This is a genomic window from Arthrobacter sp. HMSC08H08 (assembly GCF_001807575.1).
GTDB lineage: Bacteria > Actinomycetota > Actinomycetes > Actinomycetales > Micrococcaceae > Pseudoglutamicibacter > Pseudoglutamicibacter albus.
Genome location: NZ_KV789371.1, coordinates 58365 through 73624 on the forward strand (window position 1 = coordinate 58365; position 15260 = coordinate 73624).

A 15260-nucleotide genomic window follows, 5' to 3' on the forward strand; every position below is an offset into this window, starting at 1 on the left:
AGGCTTCGGTGGTTTCCTATCCTACTCAGCTGAGGCGGGCCTGCGGGCTAACCTCGCCGTGCATCAGGCCTTGAAACGTGGGAACGCGGATGCGCCGGCGTATGATGCGGCTTCGCCGAGTTCTTCTTCGATGCGTAGCAGGTGGTTGTACTTAGCGACGCGGTCGGAGCGGGCCGGGGCGCCGGTCTTGATCTGGCCTGCGTTGGTTGCGACCGCGAGGTCGGCGATCGTGACATCCTCGGTCTCGCCTGAGCGGTGGGAGATCATGCATGCATAACCTGCACGCTGCGCCATCGTGATCGCGTCCAGGGTTTCGGTGAGGGTACCGATCTGGTTGACCTTCACGAGCAGCGCGTTCGCGGTGTCGTCTTTGATGCCGCGTTCGAGGCGTTCTGGGTTGGTCACGAACAGGTCGTCCCCGACCAGCTGGACCTTATCACCCAGGCGTTCGGTCAGGTTCTTCCAGCCTGCCCAGTCGTCTTCATACAGCGGGTCTTCGATGGAGACGAGCGGGTACGCCTCAACGAGTTCGGCATAGTAGTCGGCCATCTGCTCCGCGGTGCGGTTTTCACCCTCGAAGACGTAGACGCCGTCCTTGTAGAACTCAGATGAAGCCACGTCGAGTGCAAGCGCTACGTCAGCACCTGGCGTGTAGCCGGCTTTCTCGATCGCGGTGACAATCAGATCGAGCGCGGTGCGGTTGCTTGGCAGGTTCGGGGCGAAGCCGCCCTCATCGCCGAGGCCGGTCGAGAGGCCCTTTTCGTTCAGAACAGCCTTGAGCGAGTGGTACACCTCTACGCCCATACGCAACGCTTCAGAGAAGGTTGGGGCAGAGATCGGAGCGATCATGAACTCCTGAATATCGACGTCGGAGTCAGCGTGGGAGCCGCCGTTGAGGATGTTCATCATCGGGACCGGCAGAACGTGTGCGTTCGGGCCGCCGAGGTACTTATACAGCGGGAGGTTCGAGGACTCGGAAGCGGCGTGTGCTGCCGCGAGCGATACACCGAGCAGTGCGTTAGCGCCGAGCTTGGACTTGTTGTTGGTTCCGTCCAGGTCGAGCATGATCTGGTCGATGTCGCGCTGATCGGTTGCAACGAGGCCCTGCAGTTCTGGACCGATGACGTCGATGACGTTATCCACGGCCTTGGTGACGCCCTTGCCGAGGTAGCGGCTCTTGTCGCCGTCGCGGAGCTCTACCGCTTCAAACTCACCGGTGGATGCGCCGGAGGGCACAATCGCACGGCCCAGCGAGCCGTCCGTGAGAAGAACTTCAGCTTCAACAGTTGGGTTACCGCGGGAATCGATGACCTGGCGCGCGTGAACGGCGTCAATCAGAGGCATTGGTTTGTGCTCCTTTTGATGATTCAACGGCGCGTGGCTTTGTGATGGCGCCGCTCGTCGCTTCCTATGGTATCCGCCCGTTAGCTTCGGGCCGATTTCTCTTTCCGTTTCGCTTCCGCCCACGCGGCTTCCGCGGCTTCCACGCTACGTTGCGGATCCGAGCGCATCGAACCGTCCGCGTTGAACAGGTGAGTGTTGCGGCGCAGCAGCTTCTCACTGAGCGCATCAGCGATGTCATCAAGATCAAACGCGCCGCGCTCCCTGCCCAGCTCCGCGTGGAGCAGGATTTGGAACAGTACATCCCCCAGCTCGGACACCAAGTCAGCATCCGGGGCCCCGCTAGCCACCGCATCGTGCACTTCGTGTGCCTCTTCAATCAGGAACGGAGTCAGTTTTTGTGGTGTCAGCGCGGACGTCCACCCGCACTCGCTACGCAGCAAACGCACGATGCCGCGGGCACGTTCAAGCGCGGCCGTCACCTTCTCATCATCAGGATTCATCTGGATCTTTCGGATTGCGCTCTGCTTGCTTCTGCTCACGCGACTCTGCTTGCTTCGGTTCGCGCGGCTCGGCCTGTTGCTGGGTTGGGTCCGTCTGCTCGGTTGGGTCCATGTGGACTTCGCGGCGCGGGATTTTCGGTTTCGGCTCGGTTTCTTCCCACTCAGGGTTCACGCGCCAGATCACGCGGTGTACGATGCGGTCCAAGATCCACCCGAGCACCATCGCGATGCAGATGGAGATGATGATCCCGAGCAGGCGGTTCGATTCCATCCACTGGCCGGCCACAGTCCCGATCAGCACGGAGTATGCGCCCCACATGAGGCAACCGATCGCGTCAAACAGCATGAACGTTTTACGTGAATACCCGGTTGCCCCGGCGGTGAAGTTCACGGCAACGCGACCGATCGGCACGTAACGGGCCGTGAAGATGAGCACGCCACCGCGTTTTTCGAGCTGTTTCTCTGCGGTCACGAGCATTTTCGCGACCGCGGGCCTACGCATCCACTTGAACCCTTGCCGGCCCACGGCTCGGCCTAACGAGTACGCGATCTGATCGCCGATGAACGCACCCATTGCACCCACTAACGCGAGCACCATGACGGGCAAGAACCCTTGAGAGGCCCACACCGAGGACAAGCCAACGAGCAAAGACTCTGAAGGCACCACTGGGAAGAACCCGTCGATCACAGACATGATGAAAACCACGGGCAACACCCACCATGCGGTGGCGGCGTGCAGAATCCAGTCGTTGATCATGTCCATGGTCTCGCCGAGTTTTGTGGCGATGACTAGACCGGTGAGGCTCATCTCGTCATGCTCTTCCCTTTTCAGTGTGTTTACTGTTTGTGTGCGGCTTCCTCTGCCGCGAGTAGCGCGGCGCGCGTCATGACGGCAACACCGGTCTTGATCGCGGATTCATCCGGGTCATAGTCGCCCTGATGGAGGTCATACACTGGCCCGCCTGGCCTGCGTGTACCCAGACGCATCAGTACGCCTGGCTTCCGCATCGTCATCCACGCGAAGTCTTCGCCACCCATCGATTGCGGCATGAGTTCGATGGCCTCGCCGCCGATCTCTTGGCGCGCGGCTTCCTCGATGAGCGCGGTTTCGGTTTCCGCGTTGACAACCGGCGGGACTCCGCGGATGTGTTCGAGCTCGACCTCGACGTTGTACGGGGCTGCAACCTGCTTGATGACCTGATCCAGCAGCTCTCCTGCCTGGTCCCAAGCTGAAGCGTCGAGGCAACGCATCGTGCCGGATAGGGTCCCGAACGCCGGGATCGCGTTCGGCGCGTTACCTGCGTTGATCTGACCCCACACAACCGATACGGCCGAGCGGACGTCGATGCGGCGGCTCAGGACCGCCGGAACGCCGAGTGCGATCTGCGCCATCGCGTATATGAGGTCTTCGGTCAGGTGCGGGCGGGAGGTGTGACCGCCGCGCCCGTGCAGGCGGATACGGATCGTGTCAGATGCCGAGGTGATCGCGCCGATGCGGGTGCCGACGCGGCCGGCGAGGATACGGGGTTCGCAATGCAGGGCCGCAAGCCGCGGCAACGGATCGATTACGCCTTGCTTGATGACCTTCTTAGCCCCGCCTGGCATTTTCTCTTCAGCAGGCTGGAAGATCACCCGAACCCGGGCGTTGAGTCTGCCTTCGGTGTTCAGGCGGTGCAGAACCAGCGCAACGCCGAGCATCACCGTGGTGTGGACGTCGTGGCCGCACGCGTGTGCCACGCCCTTGTTCTGGGATGCAAACTCCAGGCCTGTCACTTCCGTGACGGGTAGCGCGTCGATGTCGGCGCGTAAACCGATCGCGAAAGGCCCCTCCCCGATATCGACGTAGGCGCCGGTGTCTTGGAGGCGGACCGGCTCCAGCCCGGCTTTTTCAAGCGCTTCTACGATCCGGTCTGTGGTACGGAATTCTTCGAAAGAGAGCTCCGGGTCAGCGTGGACTTCACGGCGGAATGCGACGAGGGTATCGAACAGGTCCTCGATGTGCTCAGCGGTATCAGGGGCGGGCCTTTGAGATGTCACGGCGTATCTCTCCTCTTTGTCTCTCAATCAGAGTAGGTGCCTCTAGATTCAGAGTACGTCCGTTTGACCGTGAGCTTTCAACGCGTTAACTGCATCCTTAACCTGCTGTGCATGGGACTTTGTGGTCACCAGAAGCGCGTCCGGAGTATCGACCACGACAACGTCTTCAACGCCGATCAACGCGATCACGCGGTTCGTATCAGAAACCACGATGCCGGAGGAGTCATCGACGTAGACGCGGCTTCCGTGGCCCAGGACTTTCACGCGTGTGTCATCCTCGGCAGGGTTGAGCCGGCCCAGGGCGGCGAAGTCGCCGACGTCGTCCCACGTGAATTCGCCTGGGACCACCGCAACATCACCGGCTAGCGCGGCAGGCTCGGCGACCGCGTAGTCGATCGCGGTTTTAGGTAGGCCCGGCCACACCTCGTTGAGGACCCGCTCTTGACGCTCAGTTCCCCACGCGTCAGCGATCTCTTCAAGCCCTGCGGCAAGCGCTGGCTCGTTTTCCCGTAGGTGCTGGAGCATGAGCCCCACCGGGGCTACGAACATTCCGGCGTTCCAGAGGTAGCTACCGCTGGCCAGGTAGCGCTGTGCTGCGGCCCCGCCTGGCTTCTCAACGAATTCGATGACTTTCCGGCCGCTCGGTGCACCAGGGATATCGAGCTTGCCGCCGGTGCGGATATAACCGAAACCGGTTGCAGCGTAGGTAGGTGTAATGCCGATCGTGACGATCTTGCCGGTCGCGGCGATATGCACCGCTTCAGTGACTGCCTCACGGAACTGTTCTTCCGGAGTGATCACCTGATCGGCCGCGAACGATCCCATGATGATGTCCGGGTCGCACTTATTGAGGATCGCTGCCGCCAAACCGATCGCGGCAGCCGAATCCTTCGGTTCAGGCTCCAACACGAGGTCATGCTCTTTAAGCTCAGTGATCTGCCGGCGCACCGCGTCTCCATGTGCGCGGCCTGTGACGACCAGGACACGGTCATTCATCAAAGGCAAGAGACGCTCGTACGTCGAGCGGATCAGCGTTGTTCCGGAGCCTGTGAGGTCATGCAGGAACTTAGGGGCTGCTGCACGAGAGAGCGGCCAAAGCCTAGTGCCCGTCCCGCCTGCAGGGATGACGCCGTAAAAGCGTTCCATGACATCGCCCGAAAACCCTTTATTCTTCATCATTTGCATCACACTACCCGAGATGATGTGACCGGCGTCCTACCGAAGGATGAGTCGAAGTAGACCAAAGTATTAGGAAAGCTTTGGCGTGTATATTTCACCCAGATGACATGCGCCCATGAAGCAACCGACATATTTAAGGGTCGCAGATCACACTGGCGGCCAAGCACTCGGCACGCAAACTCAAAGTGCATTAGTCTAGATAGGAACGCTGACATCGGCGCGCACCCGAAATTGTGCCCAAAGTGGCACATACGCCCGGTGGTCTTGGAGGTAGATCAGTGTCGAAGACATCTTCTGGCACCCTGTATCGCGGCCGTGAAGGCATGTGGTCATGGGTGGGACACCGCGTTACCGGTGTCGTTATTTTCTTCTTTTTGCTCGTCCACGTTCTGGACACCGCCCTGGTTCGCATTGACCCAGGCGCATACGACGCCGTGATTGGCGCGTACAAGAACCCGATCATGGCTCTCGGTGAGCTCGCGCTAGTCGCCGCGATCGTGTTCCACGCCTTCAACGGTGTCCGCTTGATCTTGGTTGACTTCCTGAAGCAGGGCACCAAGATCCAGCGCGGCCTCTTCTGGGGCGTCATCGTCCTGTGGGTCGTGACCGTCGCCGCATTCGCTGCACGTCACTTGGCCCTCGTGTTCAGCCACTTCTTTGGGGGTAACTAATCATGGCTACTGCACAGATTGAAGCTCCCCGTTCCCCACGAATTGACCCGAAGTACAACCGGTCACGTAAGTCTCGCAACAACTTCGAGATGATGGCGTGGCTGTTCATGCGCTTCTCGGGCGTGGTCCTGATCGTACTGATCTTCGGCCACCTCATCACCAACCTGCTGGTGGGCGACGGTGTAGCCGCTATCGATTTCGGTTTCGTTGCCGGTAAGTGGGCTAACCCGCTGTGGCAGTTCTGGGACCTGACGATGCTGTGGCTGGCAATGTTGCATGGCACCAACGGTGTTCGCACCATCATCAATGACTACGCTGAGAAGGATCGCACCCGTTTCTGGCTCAAGACGATCCTCTACATCGCCTCGATCTTCACGGTGATCCTCGGCACCTTGGTCATCTTCACCTTTGATCCATGCATCCCTGGCTCGACTCTCGCCGTGTGCGGCGCCTGAGTAGCCCCCTGACGTTTCGAAAAGGAAAACACGAATGCAGGTACATCAGTACGACGTCGTGATCGTCGGTGCCGGCGGCGCCGGCATGCGCGCAGCCATCGAGGCTGGTCAGCGTGCACACACCGCGGTCTTGACTAAGCTCTACCCAACCCGTTCTCACACCGGTGCCGCTCAGGGCGGTATGTGTGCAGCGTTGGCCAACGTTGAAGAGGACAACTGGGAATGGCACACGTTCGACACCATTAAGGGTGGCGACTACCTGGTTGACCAGGATGCCGCAGAGATCATGGCTAAAGAGGCCATTGACGCGGTGATCGACCTTGAGCAGATGGGTCTCCCGTTCAACCGCACCCCAGAGGGCAAGATTGACCAGCGTCGCTTCGGTGGCCACACCCGCGACCACGGCAAGGCCCCGGTCCGCCGTGCATGCTACGCCGCTGACCGCACGGGTCACATGATTCTGCAGACCCTCTACCAAAACTGCGTTAAGCACAACGTCGAGTTCTTCAACGAGGTATATGTTCTTGACCTGTTGCTGACCGAAGAGGACGCAACCCGTGAGGACGGCACCGCCTACAAGCAGAAGCGCGTTGCAGGTGTGGTGACCTACGATCTGGCAACTGGTGAGATCGAGGTCTTCCAGGCTAAGTCGGTTGTCTTCGCAACCGGCGGTGCAGGCAAGATCTTCAAGACCACCTCGAACGCTCACACCCTCACCGGTGACGGCATGGCGATCGCGTTCCGCGCAGGCCTGCCGCTTGAGGACATGGAGTTCGTCCAGTTCCACCCAACCGGCCTCGCAGGCCTCGGCATCCTCCTTTCCGAGGCTGCCCGCGGTGAAGGTGGCGTGCTGCGTAACGGTGACGGTGAGCGCTTTATGGAGCGTTATGCACCAACCATTAAGGACCTCGCACCACGTGACATCGTGGCGCGTTCGATGGCTCAGGAAGTTCGCGAAGGCCGCGGTGCCGGCCCGAAGAAGGACTACGTCCTGCTCGACCTGACCCACCTCGAGCCGTCCCACATCGACGAGAAGCTCCCGGACATCACCGAGTTCGCACGCACCTACCTCGGTGTTGAGCCTTACACAGAGCCAGTGCCGGTCTTCCCGACCGCTCATTACGTCATGGGTGGTATCCCAACCAACGTCAAGGGCGAGGTTCTCCAGGATAACGACACGATCGTGCCGGGCCTCTACGCCGCAGGTGAGGTCGCTTGCGTTTCCGTCCACGGCTCCAACCGTTTGGGCACCAACTCGCTTCTGGACATCAACGTGTTCGGTAAGCGTTCCGGTATCAACGCGGCAGCTTACGCTCGCGATGCCGAGTTCGTTGCCGTCCCAGAGAACCCGACCGCGTTTGTCGAAGAGCAGATCAACCACGCTCTGCACAACGACGGCCCGGAGCGCGTTGCACACATCCGTGCAGAGCTGCAGCAGACCATGGACACCAACATGCAGGTGTTCCGTTCTCAGGCCTCCATGAAGCAGGCTCTCGATGACATCGAGGCGCTGCGTGAGCGTTACAAGTCGGTAGGTATCCAGGACAAGGGCAAGCGCTTCAACCTGGACCTGCTCGAAGCGATCGAGCTCGGCTTCCTGCTCGACCTTGCCGAGGTCATGACTGTTGCTGCTATGCACCGTCACGAATCCCGCGGTGGCCACTACCACGAGGACTACCCGAACCGTGACGATGAGAACTTCATGAAGCACTCCATGATCTACAAGGACGAGTCCGCCAACATTGACGGCACTCGCGGCCTGCGTTTCGATACCAAGCCGGTTGTCTTCACCCGCTACGAACCAATGGAGCGTAAGTACTGATGTCTACCAACGTTGCTGAACCAGCATCCAAGATTGAGGTTGCTGGCTCCGATTCCGGCGAAATCGAGCAGTTCGATATCACCCTGAAGGTCCGCCGCTACAACCCGGAGGTCTCCGACGAGGCCCGCTGGGATGAGTTCAAGCTCACCATGTACGGCACCGACCGTGTTCTGGATGCTCTGCACCAGGCCAAGTGGGATCAGGACGGTTCGCTTTCGTTCCGTCGTTCCTGCGCACACGGTATTTGCGGCTCCGATGCTATGCGCATCAACGGCCGCAACCGTCTGGCTTGCAAGACCCTGCTCAAGGACTTGGATACCTCCAAGCCAATCACCGTTGAGCCGATCAAGGGCCTGCCAGTCGAGAAGGACCTCATCGTGGACATGGAACCGTTCTTCCAGTCCTACCGTGAAGTCATGCCGTTCCTCGTGACCAAAGGCAACGCTCCAACGCGTGAGCGCCTGCAGTCCCAGGAAGAGCGCGCACGCTTCGATGACACGACCAAGTGCATCCTGTGTGCTGCATGCACCACCTCGTGCCCGATCTTCTGGACCGACGGCCAGTACTTCGGCCCTGCAGCAGTTGTGAACGCTCACCGCTTCATCTTCGACTCACGTGACGAGGCCGGGGATATGCGTCTTGAGGTTCTCAACGATAAGGAAGGTGTGTGGCGTTGCCGCACAACCTTCAACTGCACCGAGGCATGCCCACGCGGCATTCAGGTGACGAAGGCTATCGCTGAGGTCAAGCGCGCAATCCTGAACCGCACAATCTAAGGTGACAGGATGAACGCGTAGGGCTGAGCCCCTCAAACGTGTGCGGGCCGGAAAGGGAATGTCCCTTTCCGGCCCGCACACGTTTAACGGTTATCCGCTGAAGGCAAGCTCCTCGATCTGTGTCCAGGACCCAGCACCATCGCCCACATGAACCGTGACGCTGTGGGCGGACATGTTGAATGAGACGTCCTCCCATTCCCGGCGCACCTGCGCAAGCCGCTCCGGAGCTACCTCCTGAGCCAGGGTCAGATGCGGCACAAACGGGTAAGCAGGCTTGGCATCGAGCGGGCCTGAATGGAGGCGTTCATGCAGTTCAGTGAGTTCCCGCTCCCCTTCCGCAACGCGCAGATAGGTCACCGGCGAGACCGGATAGAAAGTGTCTGTACCTGCGAACCTCAACGGGAACGGGGAGAACGCCGAGACGACGTTGCGGATATGCGCTATGGCCTCGGCCGGGTCAGGTAACGGGACCCCCGACATCAGCGTGATGTGAGGAGGGATGTACGCGTACGGGTCACCGGTGGCGGCACGGGTCGCAGACACCTTGCGGGCGTACTCGCCCTCGACGGGGATCACGATGCCAAGAAAGGACCGGCCCTCGCCTATCGCGCCTGCCATCTGGCCTGTGCTTAGCTGCGTGCTCGTGGCAAGAGTGCGCGCACTTTCCTCGTGTGTGCCGTGCTCATAGCGTTCGGTACCCATAGTTGAACCTTACCGTGGCATTCTCACACCTTCGCGTAATAACAGTTGCCGCGTTAGTTCAGGCGTGCAGGTGGCAGGAAACCTACCGCGTCGTAGACCTCTTTGAGGGTCTCTTGAGCCACGGCGCGGGCCTTCGCGGCACCAACGGCGAGCAGGCGGTCGAGTTCGGCTGGGTCGTCCAGCAGTTCCAGCGTGCGTTCGCGTACCGGCTCGAGCGCTGCGACCACGGCGTCGGCGACATCGACCTTGAGGTGGCCGTACATCTTGCCTTCGTACTCGGTAACGAGGGTATCGATCGGCTTCTCGGTCACGGCGGAAAGGATCGAGAGCAGGTTGGATACGCCCGGCTTGGATTCGCGGTCGAAGGACACCTCAGTCCCGGTGTCAGTTACCGCGGACTTGATGCGCTTAGCGATCGTCTTCGGTGAGTCCAGGATGTCGATACGGCCGTTCGGTGACGCTCCGGACTTCGACATCTTCGACGTCGGTTCCTGCAGATCATAGATGCGCGCACCGTTGGGTGGGTTGACGGCCTTCGGAACCACGAACACCTCGCCAAAGCGGTGGTTGAAGCGTTGCGCGAGCGTGCGAGTCAGCTCGACGTGCTGAGTCTGGTCGTCACCGACTGGCACCTGATCCGCCTTATACAGCAGGATGTCGGCGGCCATGAGCGACGGATAGGTGAACAGGCCCACGTTGGTTGAGTCGGCGCCGTAGCGGCTCGATTTGTCTTTGAACTGGGTCATGCGGGAGGCCTCACCGAAACCGGTGATGCACTGCAGAACCCAGTTGAGTTCGGCGTGCTCTGGGATGTGGGACTGGATGAACAGCGTGGCCTTATCGACGTCCACCCCACCTGCGATGTACTGCGCGGCGGTCGTGCGGGTGCGCTGAGCGAGGTTGGTTGAGCCGTCTGGGGATGTGATCGAGTGCAGGTCCGGAACAAAGTAGAACGCATCCGCATCGTGCTGGAGCTTCACGAACTGCACGAGCGCACCGAGGTAGTTGCCGAGGTGCAGGGAGTCCGCAGACGGCTGCATTCCTGACAGGATGCGCGGGCGGTGCGGCGTTTCGGTTGCCTCAGTTGTTTCAGTCGCTGTTTCGGTTTCGGTCGCTTCGGTGCTCATGGTGATGCTGATGTCCTTCGGGTGTGTGCGCTGTTGCCGTGTGTGCTGGAGGCTACGCTTAGTGCAGCCGGCGCGCTAGATGCTGTAATCGATGACGAGTGCGGAGTGGTCTGATACTCGCTTGTCGTAGGATTCGGCGCGGTCCACTCGCGCTTCGATCGCGCGGCCGGCAAGCTCTGGCGTGGCCATGTGGTAGTCGATGCGCCAGCCGGCGTCGTTGTCGAAGGCCTTCCCGCGGTAGGACCACCACGTGTACGGTCCCGGTACGTCCCCCGCGAGTTCGCGGGCGACGTCCTTGTAGCCGATCTCGCCGAAGAACTTATCGAAGTAGGCGCGCTCTTCCGGGAGGAAGCCGGCGTTCTTGACGTTGCCCTTCCAGTTCTTGATGTCGAGTTCGGTGTGGCCCACGTTGAGATCGCCCACGATCAGCACATCGTCTGCGTGTTTCGCCAGTTCCGGCATGCGCACGAGCATCGTCTCGAGGAACTTGTATTTATCGTCCTGGCGTGGGGTGTCCACCTCGCCGGAGTGTACGTACGCGGAGACGACGGTAAGCGTGCGGCCGTTGATGGTGTAGTCGGCTTCGACCCAGCGGCCGGAGGTCTCAAAGTATGGTTCACCGATTCCGATGCGGGTCGCATCTGGCTCTCGTTTGGAGGCGATGAGCACGCCAGCGCGGCCCTTATCTGCGGCTTCTGCGTGCAGAACGTGCCAGTCGCTTTCTTCGAAGTGCTTCTCAACGATCGCATCGGGTGCCCGCACTTCCTGGAGCGCGAGGATATCGACGCCGCGGTCCTCGAGCCACTCATCGAATCCACGGCGGGCTGCGGCACGGATTCCGTTGACGTTGAAGGATGCTACTCGCAATACGTTCTCAGACACTCAAATACCTTTAGCTTGATCGGTTTGCTGTGCGTGTGTGGTGCGCATTCGGCGCAGGTGCGGGTTCGGCGCAGGTGCGGGTTCGGCGCAGGCCGGTCGCCCAACGTTAGTCGATGATTTCGCCTTCGACGGTGCTGGTGTGGCGGTCTTTGCGGCGCTGCTTGATCATGTCGCGTGCGTTGGTCGCGGTGATGTTGATGGTGTCCAGGGCTCGGTTGACCATGTCTTTGGCTTGTTCGTCGTCTTTGCCGAGGTTGTCCATGACCACGCCGTATTGGACCTGGACGATCTTGAAGGAGTGATCGAGCTTCATCTCGTGGTTCATTTCGGCTTCGCTGATCACGCCTGGGCGGGTGCTGTCTGGGCTCGCGTCGTTGGAGAGTTTCGCGGCGAGGTTCGCGTTGGTTTTATCCCACCTACGTCCCACGGCCCGGGCACCGGCGCGCAGGGTCAGGAACACGCCAGCCACGAGCAAAAGCCACAGGCCGGTGATGATCACGACGATCCAGCCGACCACCTGGTTGGAGTTCGCGGCGAAGATGATGGCGACGATGAGCGCGAACGTCAGCACGGCCATCATCCAGGAGGCCATGCCGAGCGGGCGAGCGACGTTCCGAGCGCGCGCGTTGGCCTGTTTATTAGACGAAGGGAGTTCAGACATGATGCCCATTATCCCAGATGGCCCAGCCGCACACGTCCCCGCTCACGTGTTGTGTCCAGCTCACTCGTTACGTGAGGAACATCTTCTTGAACCGCATGGTCGCAACCGTGAGTCCTGCGACCGCCATGACAACGAAGTACAGAACGTGCCACAGGATGTCGATGGTGAAGGTCGAGGTCGCGAGCATTCGCAGCAGGTCGACGCCGTGCCACAGCGGTAGCGATGCGATGACGGCCTGTACGGCTTGCGGGTAGACGTCCAGCGGGAAGAAGGTCGCGGAGAACAGGGTCAGCGGCTGAACGATCATGTTGAGCCAGTCGAGGTGCTGGAATCGGGTGAACCACGTGGTGATGGCCATGAACACTGCCGCGAATCCGAACGCGATCAGCACCGCTGCCGGGATCATGAGCAGGCCACTACCCCACCCCACGAGGCCCGCCGCCGCGGCAATGAGGTAGAAGCCGAGCGAATAGATGAACCCGCGGATCATCGCCATCGCGATCTCACCGATCGCAACGTCCATCGGGCCGAGCGAGGTGTTGAGCATGACCCGGTACAGCTTCGCGTAGCGCAGCTTGAAGAACATGTTGTTGGTGTCCATGAGGGCACCGTTCATCGCTGAAACCGCGAGCAAGCCCGGCGCGATGTATGCCGCGTAGCTCATCGTCTGCCCGCCTGGGCCTTCGACCCCGCTGATGACCACGCCGAGGCCGAAACCGAGCGAGGCGAGATACAGCACCGGCTCCGCAAAGCCGGTCACGATCACGATCCACGTGGAGTTCTTGGTCGCCATCCACGAACGTTCCATGACCGCTTTAGCGTTGCGGCCATACAGGTCAGATAGCCAACGACGCCGTGGCTTGCTAGCTTGCGAAAGCGCGACTTGTGCTGTGCCCGGGGCCTGCTGGCCTGCGGCTGAGGCGGAAAGGACAGCAGCATCGTCTTGTGCACCGGGCGCTTTAGCTACGCTTACACCTTGGCTTCCGTAGCCAACCGCGTACGGATCGCCTGCTTCACCCGAGGTGTCAGCGGGGCTCACGCTCGCCATCGTCTTCTTGGCGGCGCGGGCACCCCACACGCGCGTCTTGACTTTTTCGCCGCGCAAACGGCGGTAATAGCGGGTCTGGGCGATCAGGAACGCGATCACGGCGACCACGATCATGACGCCGAGGTGGACCGGGAACATCCACGGCTCAACCTCGTGCCCGTAGATCGCCCACCGGTTCAGCTCGGTTGCATGCCAGATGGGTGAGATCCAGCCGATCCACTGCAGGTAGATCGGCAGGTGCTCGAGCGGGTAGAACGTTCCCGAAAACAGGAACATCGGCGTGACGATGAAGCGCATGATGACCGAGAACTGGCCGCGCTCCTGGAAAATACCCGCCGCGAACGCCATACACGGCAAGCCGAAAGCGAGTGCTGCGATCGTCGAAAACACGATCACCAGGACGGCGCTCAGGCTGTGGATGACGCCGAAGGCCGCGAGGATCAGGAGCAACAGTAGGGTCTGCGCAACCACGCGTATAGAGACAGCGATCACCGTGCCCCGGGCGATCTGTTGCGGCGTGATCGGGGTGACCTGCGGCCCGTAATAGGTCCGGTTCCATTTGAACCCACCCATCACTGGGAAGGTCATTTCCTCCATCGCGATGCCGACCGCCATGGTCGCGGCGAGCGCGCCGGCGATGAAGGTGATGTACGGGACGCGATCGAAGCTCGTCTGATTATTCGTCAGGACGGCACCGAGGCCCACGCCCATCGTGACGAGGTACATGAGAGGGGTGCCGACGGAGTCCGCGAGGATCACGTCGATGTAGCGGCGCATCCCGCGGAAGAGGTACTCCGCGAAGTACCAGGAGCCTGCGCGGGAGACCTTCCGTGCGGAGCGGTCGCCTTGCTCCGTGGGCCCGGAGATCGGCTCGCGGCGGACGAGGACGTCGGCGCCTGTTGCTGAGGCGTCGATTACGTGTGCGTTATGAGGGTCAGTCAATGAGGGACCGTCCTGTCAGGATCAGGAACACGTCTTCAAGCGATGCGCGGCGGGCCAGCGTCGATACGGGGCGCAGCCCCAAGCTCACAGCGCGGGCAACCGCGGCCTCGCCGTCGTCGGCGTAGACAAGCACGCGGTCGGCCAGCGTTTCGGTTCGGAAGCCGTCTTTATTCAGGACCTCGGCCGCCGCAGCGTTCTTGTCGGAGCCGAAACGCATCTCTGCGACTTCGCGAGTCGCGTACTCGCGCACAAGCGCGGACGGCGAACCTTCAGCTTTGATCTCGCCGCCATCGACCACGATGAGCCGGTCTGCGAGTTGCTCGGCCTCATCCATGAAGTGGGTCGTGATGATGAGCGTCGTGCCGCGTTCTTTGAGCCGGTAGAGGCGGTCCCACAGGATGTGACGGGCCTGTGGGTCGAGGCCAGTGGTTGGCTCGTCGAGCAGTAGCACGGCTGGATCGTTGATGAGCGAGCGCGCGATGGTCAGGCGGCGCTTCATACCGCCTGAAAGCTGGTCGACGCGGTTGGCGGCCTTTTCCTCAAGTTGCGCAAACGCGAGCAGGTCTTTGATGCGCGGCACGATTTCGCGGCGTTTCATCCCGAAGTAGCGGCCGTAGATGTAGAGGTTGTCGCGGACGGTGAGCTCTTCGTCGAGGTTGTCTTGCTGCGGCACGACGCCGAGGTGGGCACGCAGGCGTGGACCTTCTTCGCTCGGGTCCATCCCGAGGATGCTGAGCTCGCCCGATGTGCGGGTTGAGACGCCGCCGATCATGTTCATGGTCGTGGACTTGCCTGCGCCGTTGGGGCCTAACAGGCCAAAGGATTCGCCTGCGGCGACGTCAAAGTCAATGCCGTTGACGGCTGTGAAATCCCCAAACTTCTTGGTTAGCGAACGCGCGCGCAGAACCGTTGGCGCGTCATTAGAAGAAGGTGTTTGAGGAGATGGTGCAGGTACCCCAGAATGGGCTTTTGAGTCGTGTGCCACACCATGACACTACATAAGGTGTGCCCACGGTCGCAACGAACACCCCGCCTCATCGCTCACCACGCTGTTACCGAGACGCCAAGAGTTCATTTCTTATTCTGAATTGTTCGGAATAATTTGTTAGAGTGT

15 protein-coding genes are annotated in these 15260 nt (G+C 60.8%); 4 read left to right on the forward strand and 11 right to left on the reverse strand.

All coding sequences use genetic code 11. From position 1 onward, the window contains the following. Positions 1-63: 63 nt before the first annotated feature. The 5 genes from eno to HMPREF3175_RS00280 form a co-directional block, all read right to left on the reverse strand. The gene (gene eno, locus HMPREF3175_RS00260) at positions 64-1344 is read right to left on the reverse strand and encodes a phosphopyruvate hydratase (RefSeq protein WP_070490018.1); all 1281 of its coding nucleotides are present in this window, start codon (positions 1342-1344) and stop codon (positions 64-66) included. A gap of 80 nt (positions 1345-1424) precedes the next feature. After that, positions 1425-1844 (reverse strand): MazG nucleotide pyrophosphohydrolase domain-containing protein, encoded by a 420-nt coding sequence (locus tag HMPREF3175_RS00265; RefSeq protein WP_070490020.1) that lies wholly within the window; start codon positions 1842-1844, stop codon positions 1425-1427. Beyond that, positions 1834-2652, reverse strand: coding sequence for a DedA family protein (locus HMPREF3175_RS00270; RefSeq protein WP_070490022.1), 819 nt, complete (start codon positions 2650-2652; stop codon positions 1834-1836). The genes HMPREF3175_RS00265 and HMPREF3175_RS00270 overlap by 11 nt, the downstream gene beginning before the upstream one ends. Positions 2653-2681: 29 nt before the next feature. Continuing rightward, positions 2682-3881: an amidohydrolase gene (locus HMPREF3175_RS00275; protein WP_035754925.1), complete on the reverse strand. Its 1200-nt coding sequence runs from the start codon at positions 3879-3881 to the stop codon at positions 2682-2684. A gap of 48 nt (positions 3882-3929) precedes the next feature. Further along, on the reverse strand, positions 3930-5060 hold the full coding sequence (locus HMPREF3175_RS00280; RefSeq protein ID WP_070490024.1) for a mannose-1-phosphate guanylyltransferase: 1131 nt from the start codon (positions 5058-5060) through the stop codon (positions 3930-3932). Between the two features lie 278 nt (positions 5061-5338). On the opposite strand from HMPREF3175_RS00280, the gene sdhC reads away from it, so the two are divergent. From sdhC to HMPREF3175_RS00300, 4 genes are read left to right on the forward strand one after another with little or no spacing between them, the layout of a single operon-like run. Beyond that, positions 5339-5731: a succinate dehydrogenase, cytochrome b556 subunit gene (sdhC, locus tag HMPREF3175_RS00285; protein ID WP_083289317.1), complete on the forward strand. Its 393-nt coding sequence runs from the start codon at positions 5339-5341 to the stop codon at positions 5729-5731. Positions 5732-5733: 2 nt separating this feature from the next. Then, a complete protein-coding gene (locus HMPREF3175_RS00290; RefSeq protein ID WP_035754922.1) occupies positions 5734-6186 on the forward strand; it encodes a succinate dehydrogenase hydrophobic membrane anchor subunit in 453 nt (150 codons plus the stop codon). 34 nt (positions 6187-6220) lie between these two features. Beyond that, positions 6221-8008, forward strand: coding sequence for a succinate dehydrogenase flavoprotein subunit (gene sdhA / locus HMPREF3175_RS00295; protein ID WP_070490026.1), 1788 nt, complete (start codon positions 6221-6223; stop codon positions 8006-8008). Further along, positions 8008-8784: a succinate dehydrogenase iron-sulfur subunit gene (locus HMPREF3175_RS00300; protein ID WP_070490029.1), complete on the forward strand. Its 777-nt coding sequence runs from the start codon at positions 8008-8010 to the stop codon at positions 8782-8784. Before sdhA ends, HMPREF3175_RS00300 begins: the two co-directional genes overlap by 1 nt. 90 nt (positions 8785-8874) lie before the next feature. On the opposite strand, the gene HMPREF3175_RS00305 is transcribed toward HMPREF3175_RS00300, so the two are convergent. The 6 genes from HMPREF3175_RS00305 to HMPREF3175_RS00330 form a co-directional block, all read right to left on the reverse strand. Then, entirely contained in the window at positions 8875-9486 is a 612-nt protein-coding gene (locus tag HMPREF3175_RS00305) for a 2'-5' RNA ligase family protein (protein ID WP_070490031.1), read from the reverse strand. Between the two features lie 53 nt (positions 9487-9539). Further along, on the reverse strand, positions 9540-10613 hold the full coding sequence (trpS, locus tag HMPREF3175_RS00310; protein ID WP_070490032.1) for a tryptophan--tRNA ligase: 1074 nt from the start codon (positions 10611-10613) through the stop codon (positions 9540-9542). Between the two features lie 75 nt (positions 10614-10688). Beyond that, positions 10689-11495, reverse strand: coding sequence for an exodeoxyribonuclease III (locus tag HMPREF3175_RS00315; protein WP_070490034.1), 807 nt, complete (start codon positions 11493-11495; stop codon positions 10689-10691). A 106-nt stretch (positions 11496-11601) separates the two neighbouring features. Next, positions 11602-12156 carry a hypothetical protein gene (locus tag HMPREF3175_RS00320; protein ID WP_035755000.1) on the reverse strand — a complete coding sequence of 185 codons (555 nt, stop codon included), beginning with the start codon at positions 12154-12156 and terminating at the stop codon, positions 11602-11604. A 67-nt stretch (positions 12157-12223) separates the two neighbouring features. Beyond that, positions 12224-14146 (reverse strand): ABC transporter permease, encoded by a 1923-nt coding sequence (locus HMPREF3175_RS00325; protein ID WP_070490036.1) that lies wholly within the window; start codon positions 14144-14146, stop codon positions 12224-12226. Then, positions 14139-15131, reverse strand: a complete 993-nt coding sequence (locus tag HMPREF3175_RS00330) for an ABC transporter ATP-binding protein (protein ID WP_083285499.1) — start codon at positions 15129-15131, stop codon at positions 14139-14141. The genes HMPREF3175_RS00325 and HMPREF3175_RS00330 overlap by 8 nt, the downstream gene beginning before the upstream one ends. Positions 15132-15260 lie beyond the last annotated feature (129 nt).

What these genes read in the sequence shown, in the direction of transcription:
- sdhA (WP_070490026.1), top strand. Translation starts at nt 6,221, where the DNA reads ATGCAGGTACATCAGTACGACGTCGTGATCGTCGGTGCCGGCGGCGCC.
- HMPREF3175_RS00300 (WP_070490029.1), top strand. Translation starts at nt 8,008, where the DNA reads ATGTCTACCAACGTTGCTGAACCAGCATCCAAGATTGAGGTTGCTGGC.
- HMPREF3175_RS00320 (WP_035755000.1), bottom strand. Translation starts at nt 12,156, where the DNA reads ATGTCTGAACTCCCTTCGTCTAATAAACAGGCCAACGCGCGCGCTCGG.
- eno (WP_070490018.1), bottom strand. Translation starts at nt 1,344, where the DNA reads ATGCCTCTGATTGACGCCGTTCACGCGCGCCAGGTCATCGATTCCCGC.
- HMPREF3175_RS00270 (WP_070490022.1), bottom strand. Translation starts at nt 2,652, where the DNA reads ATGAGCCTCACCGGTCTAGTCATCGCCACAAAACTCGGCGAGACCATG.
- HMPREF3175_RS00265 (WP_070490020.1), bottom strand. Translation starts at nt 1,844, where the DNA reads ATGAATCCTGATGATGAGAAGGTGACGGCCGCGCTTGAACGTGCCCGC.
- HMPREF3175_RS00305 (WP_070490031.1), bottom strand. Translation starts at nt 9,486, where the DNA reads ATGGGTACCGAACGCTATGAGCACGGCACACACGAGGAAAGTGCGCGC.
- trpS (WP_070490032.1), bottom strand. Translation starts at nt 10,613, where the DNA reads ATGAGCACCGAAGCGACCGAAACCGAAACAGCGACTGAAACAACTGAG.
- HMPREF3175_RS00290 (WP_035754922.1), top strand. Translation starts at nt 5,734, where the DNA reads ATGGCTACTGCACAGATTGAAGCTCCCCGTTCCCCACGAATTGACCCG.
- HMPREF3175_RS00280 (WP_070490024.1), bottom strand. Translation starts at nt 5,060, where the DNA reads ATGATGAAGAATAAAGGGTTTTCGGGCGATGTCATGGAACGCTTTTAC.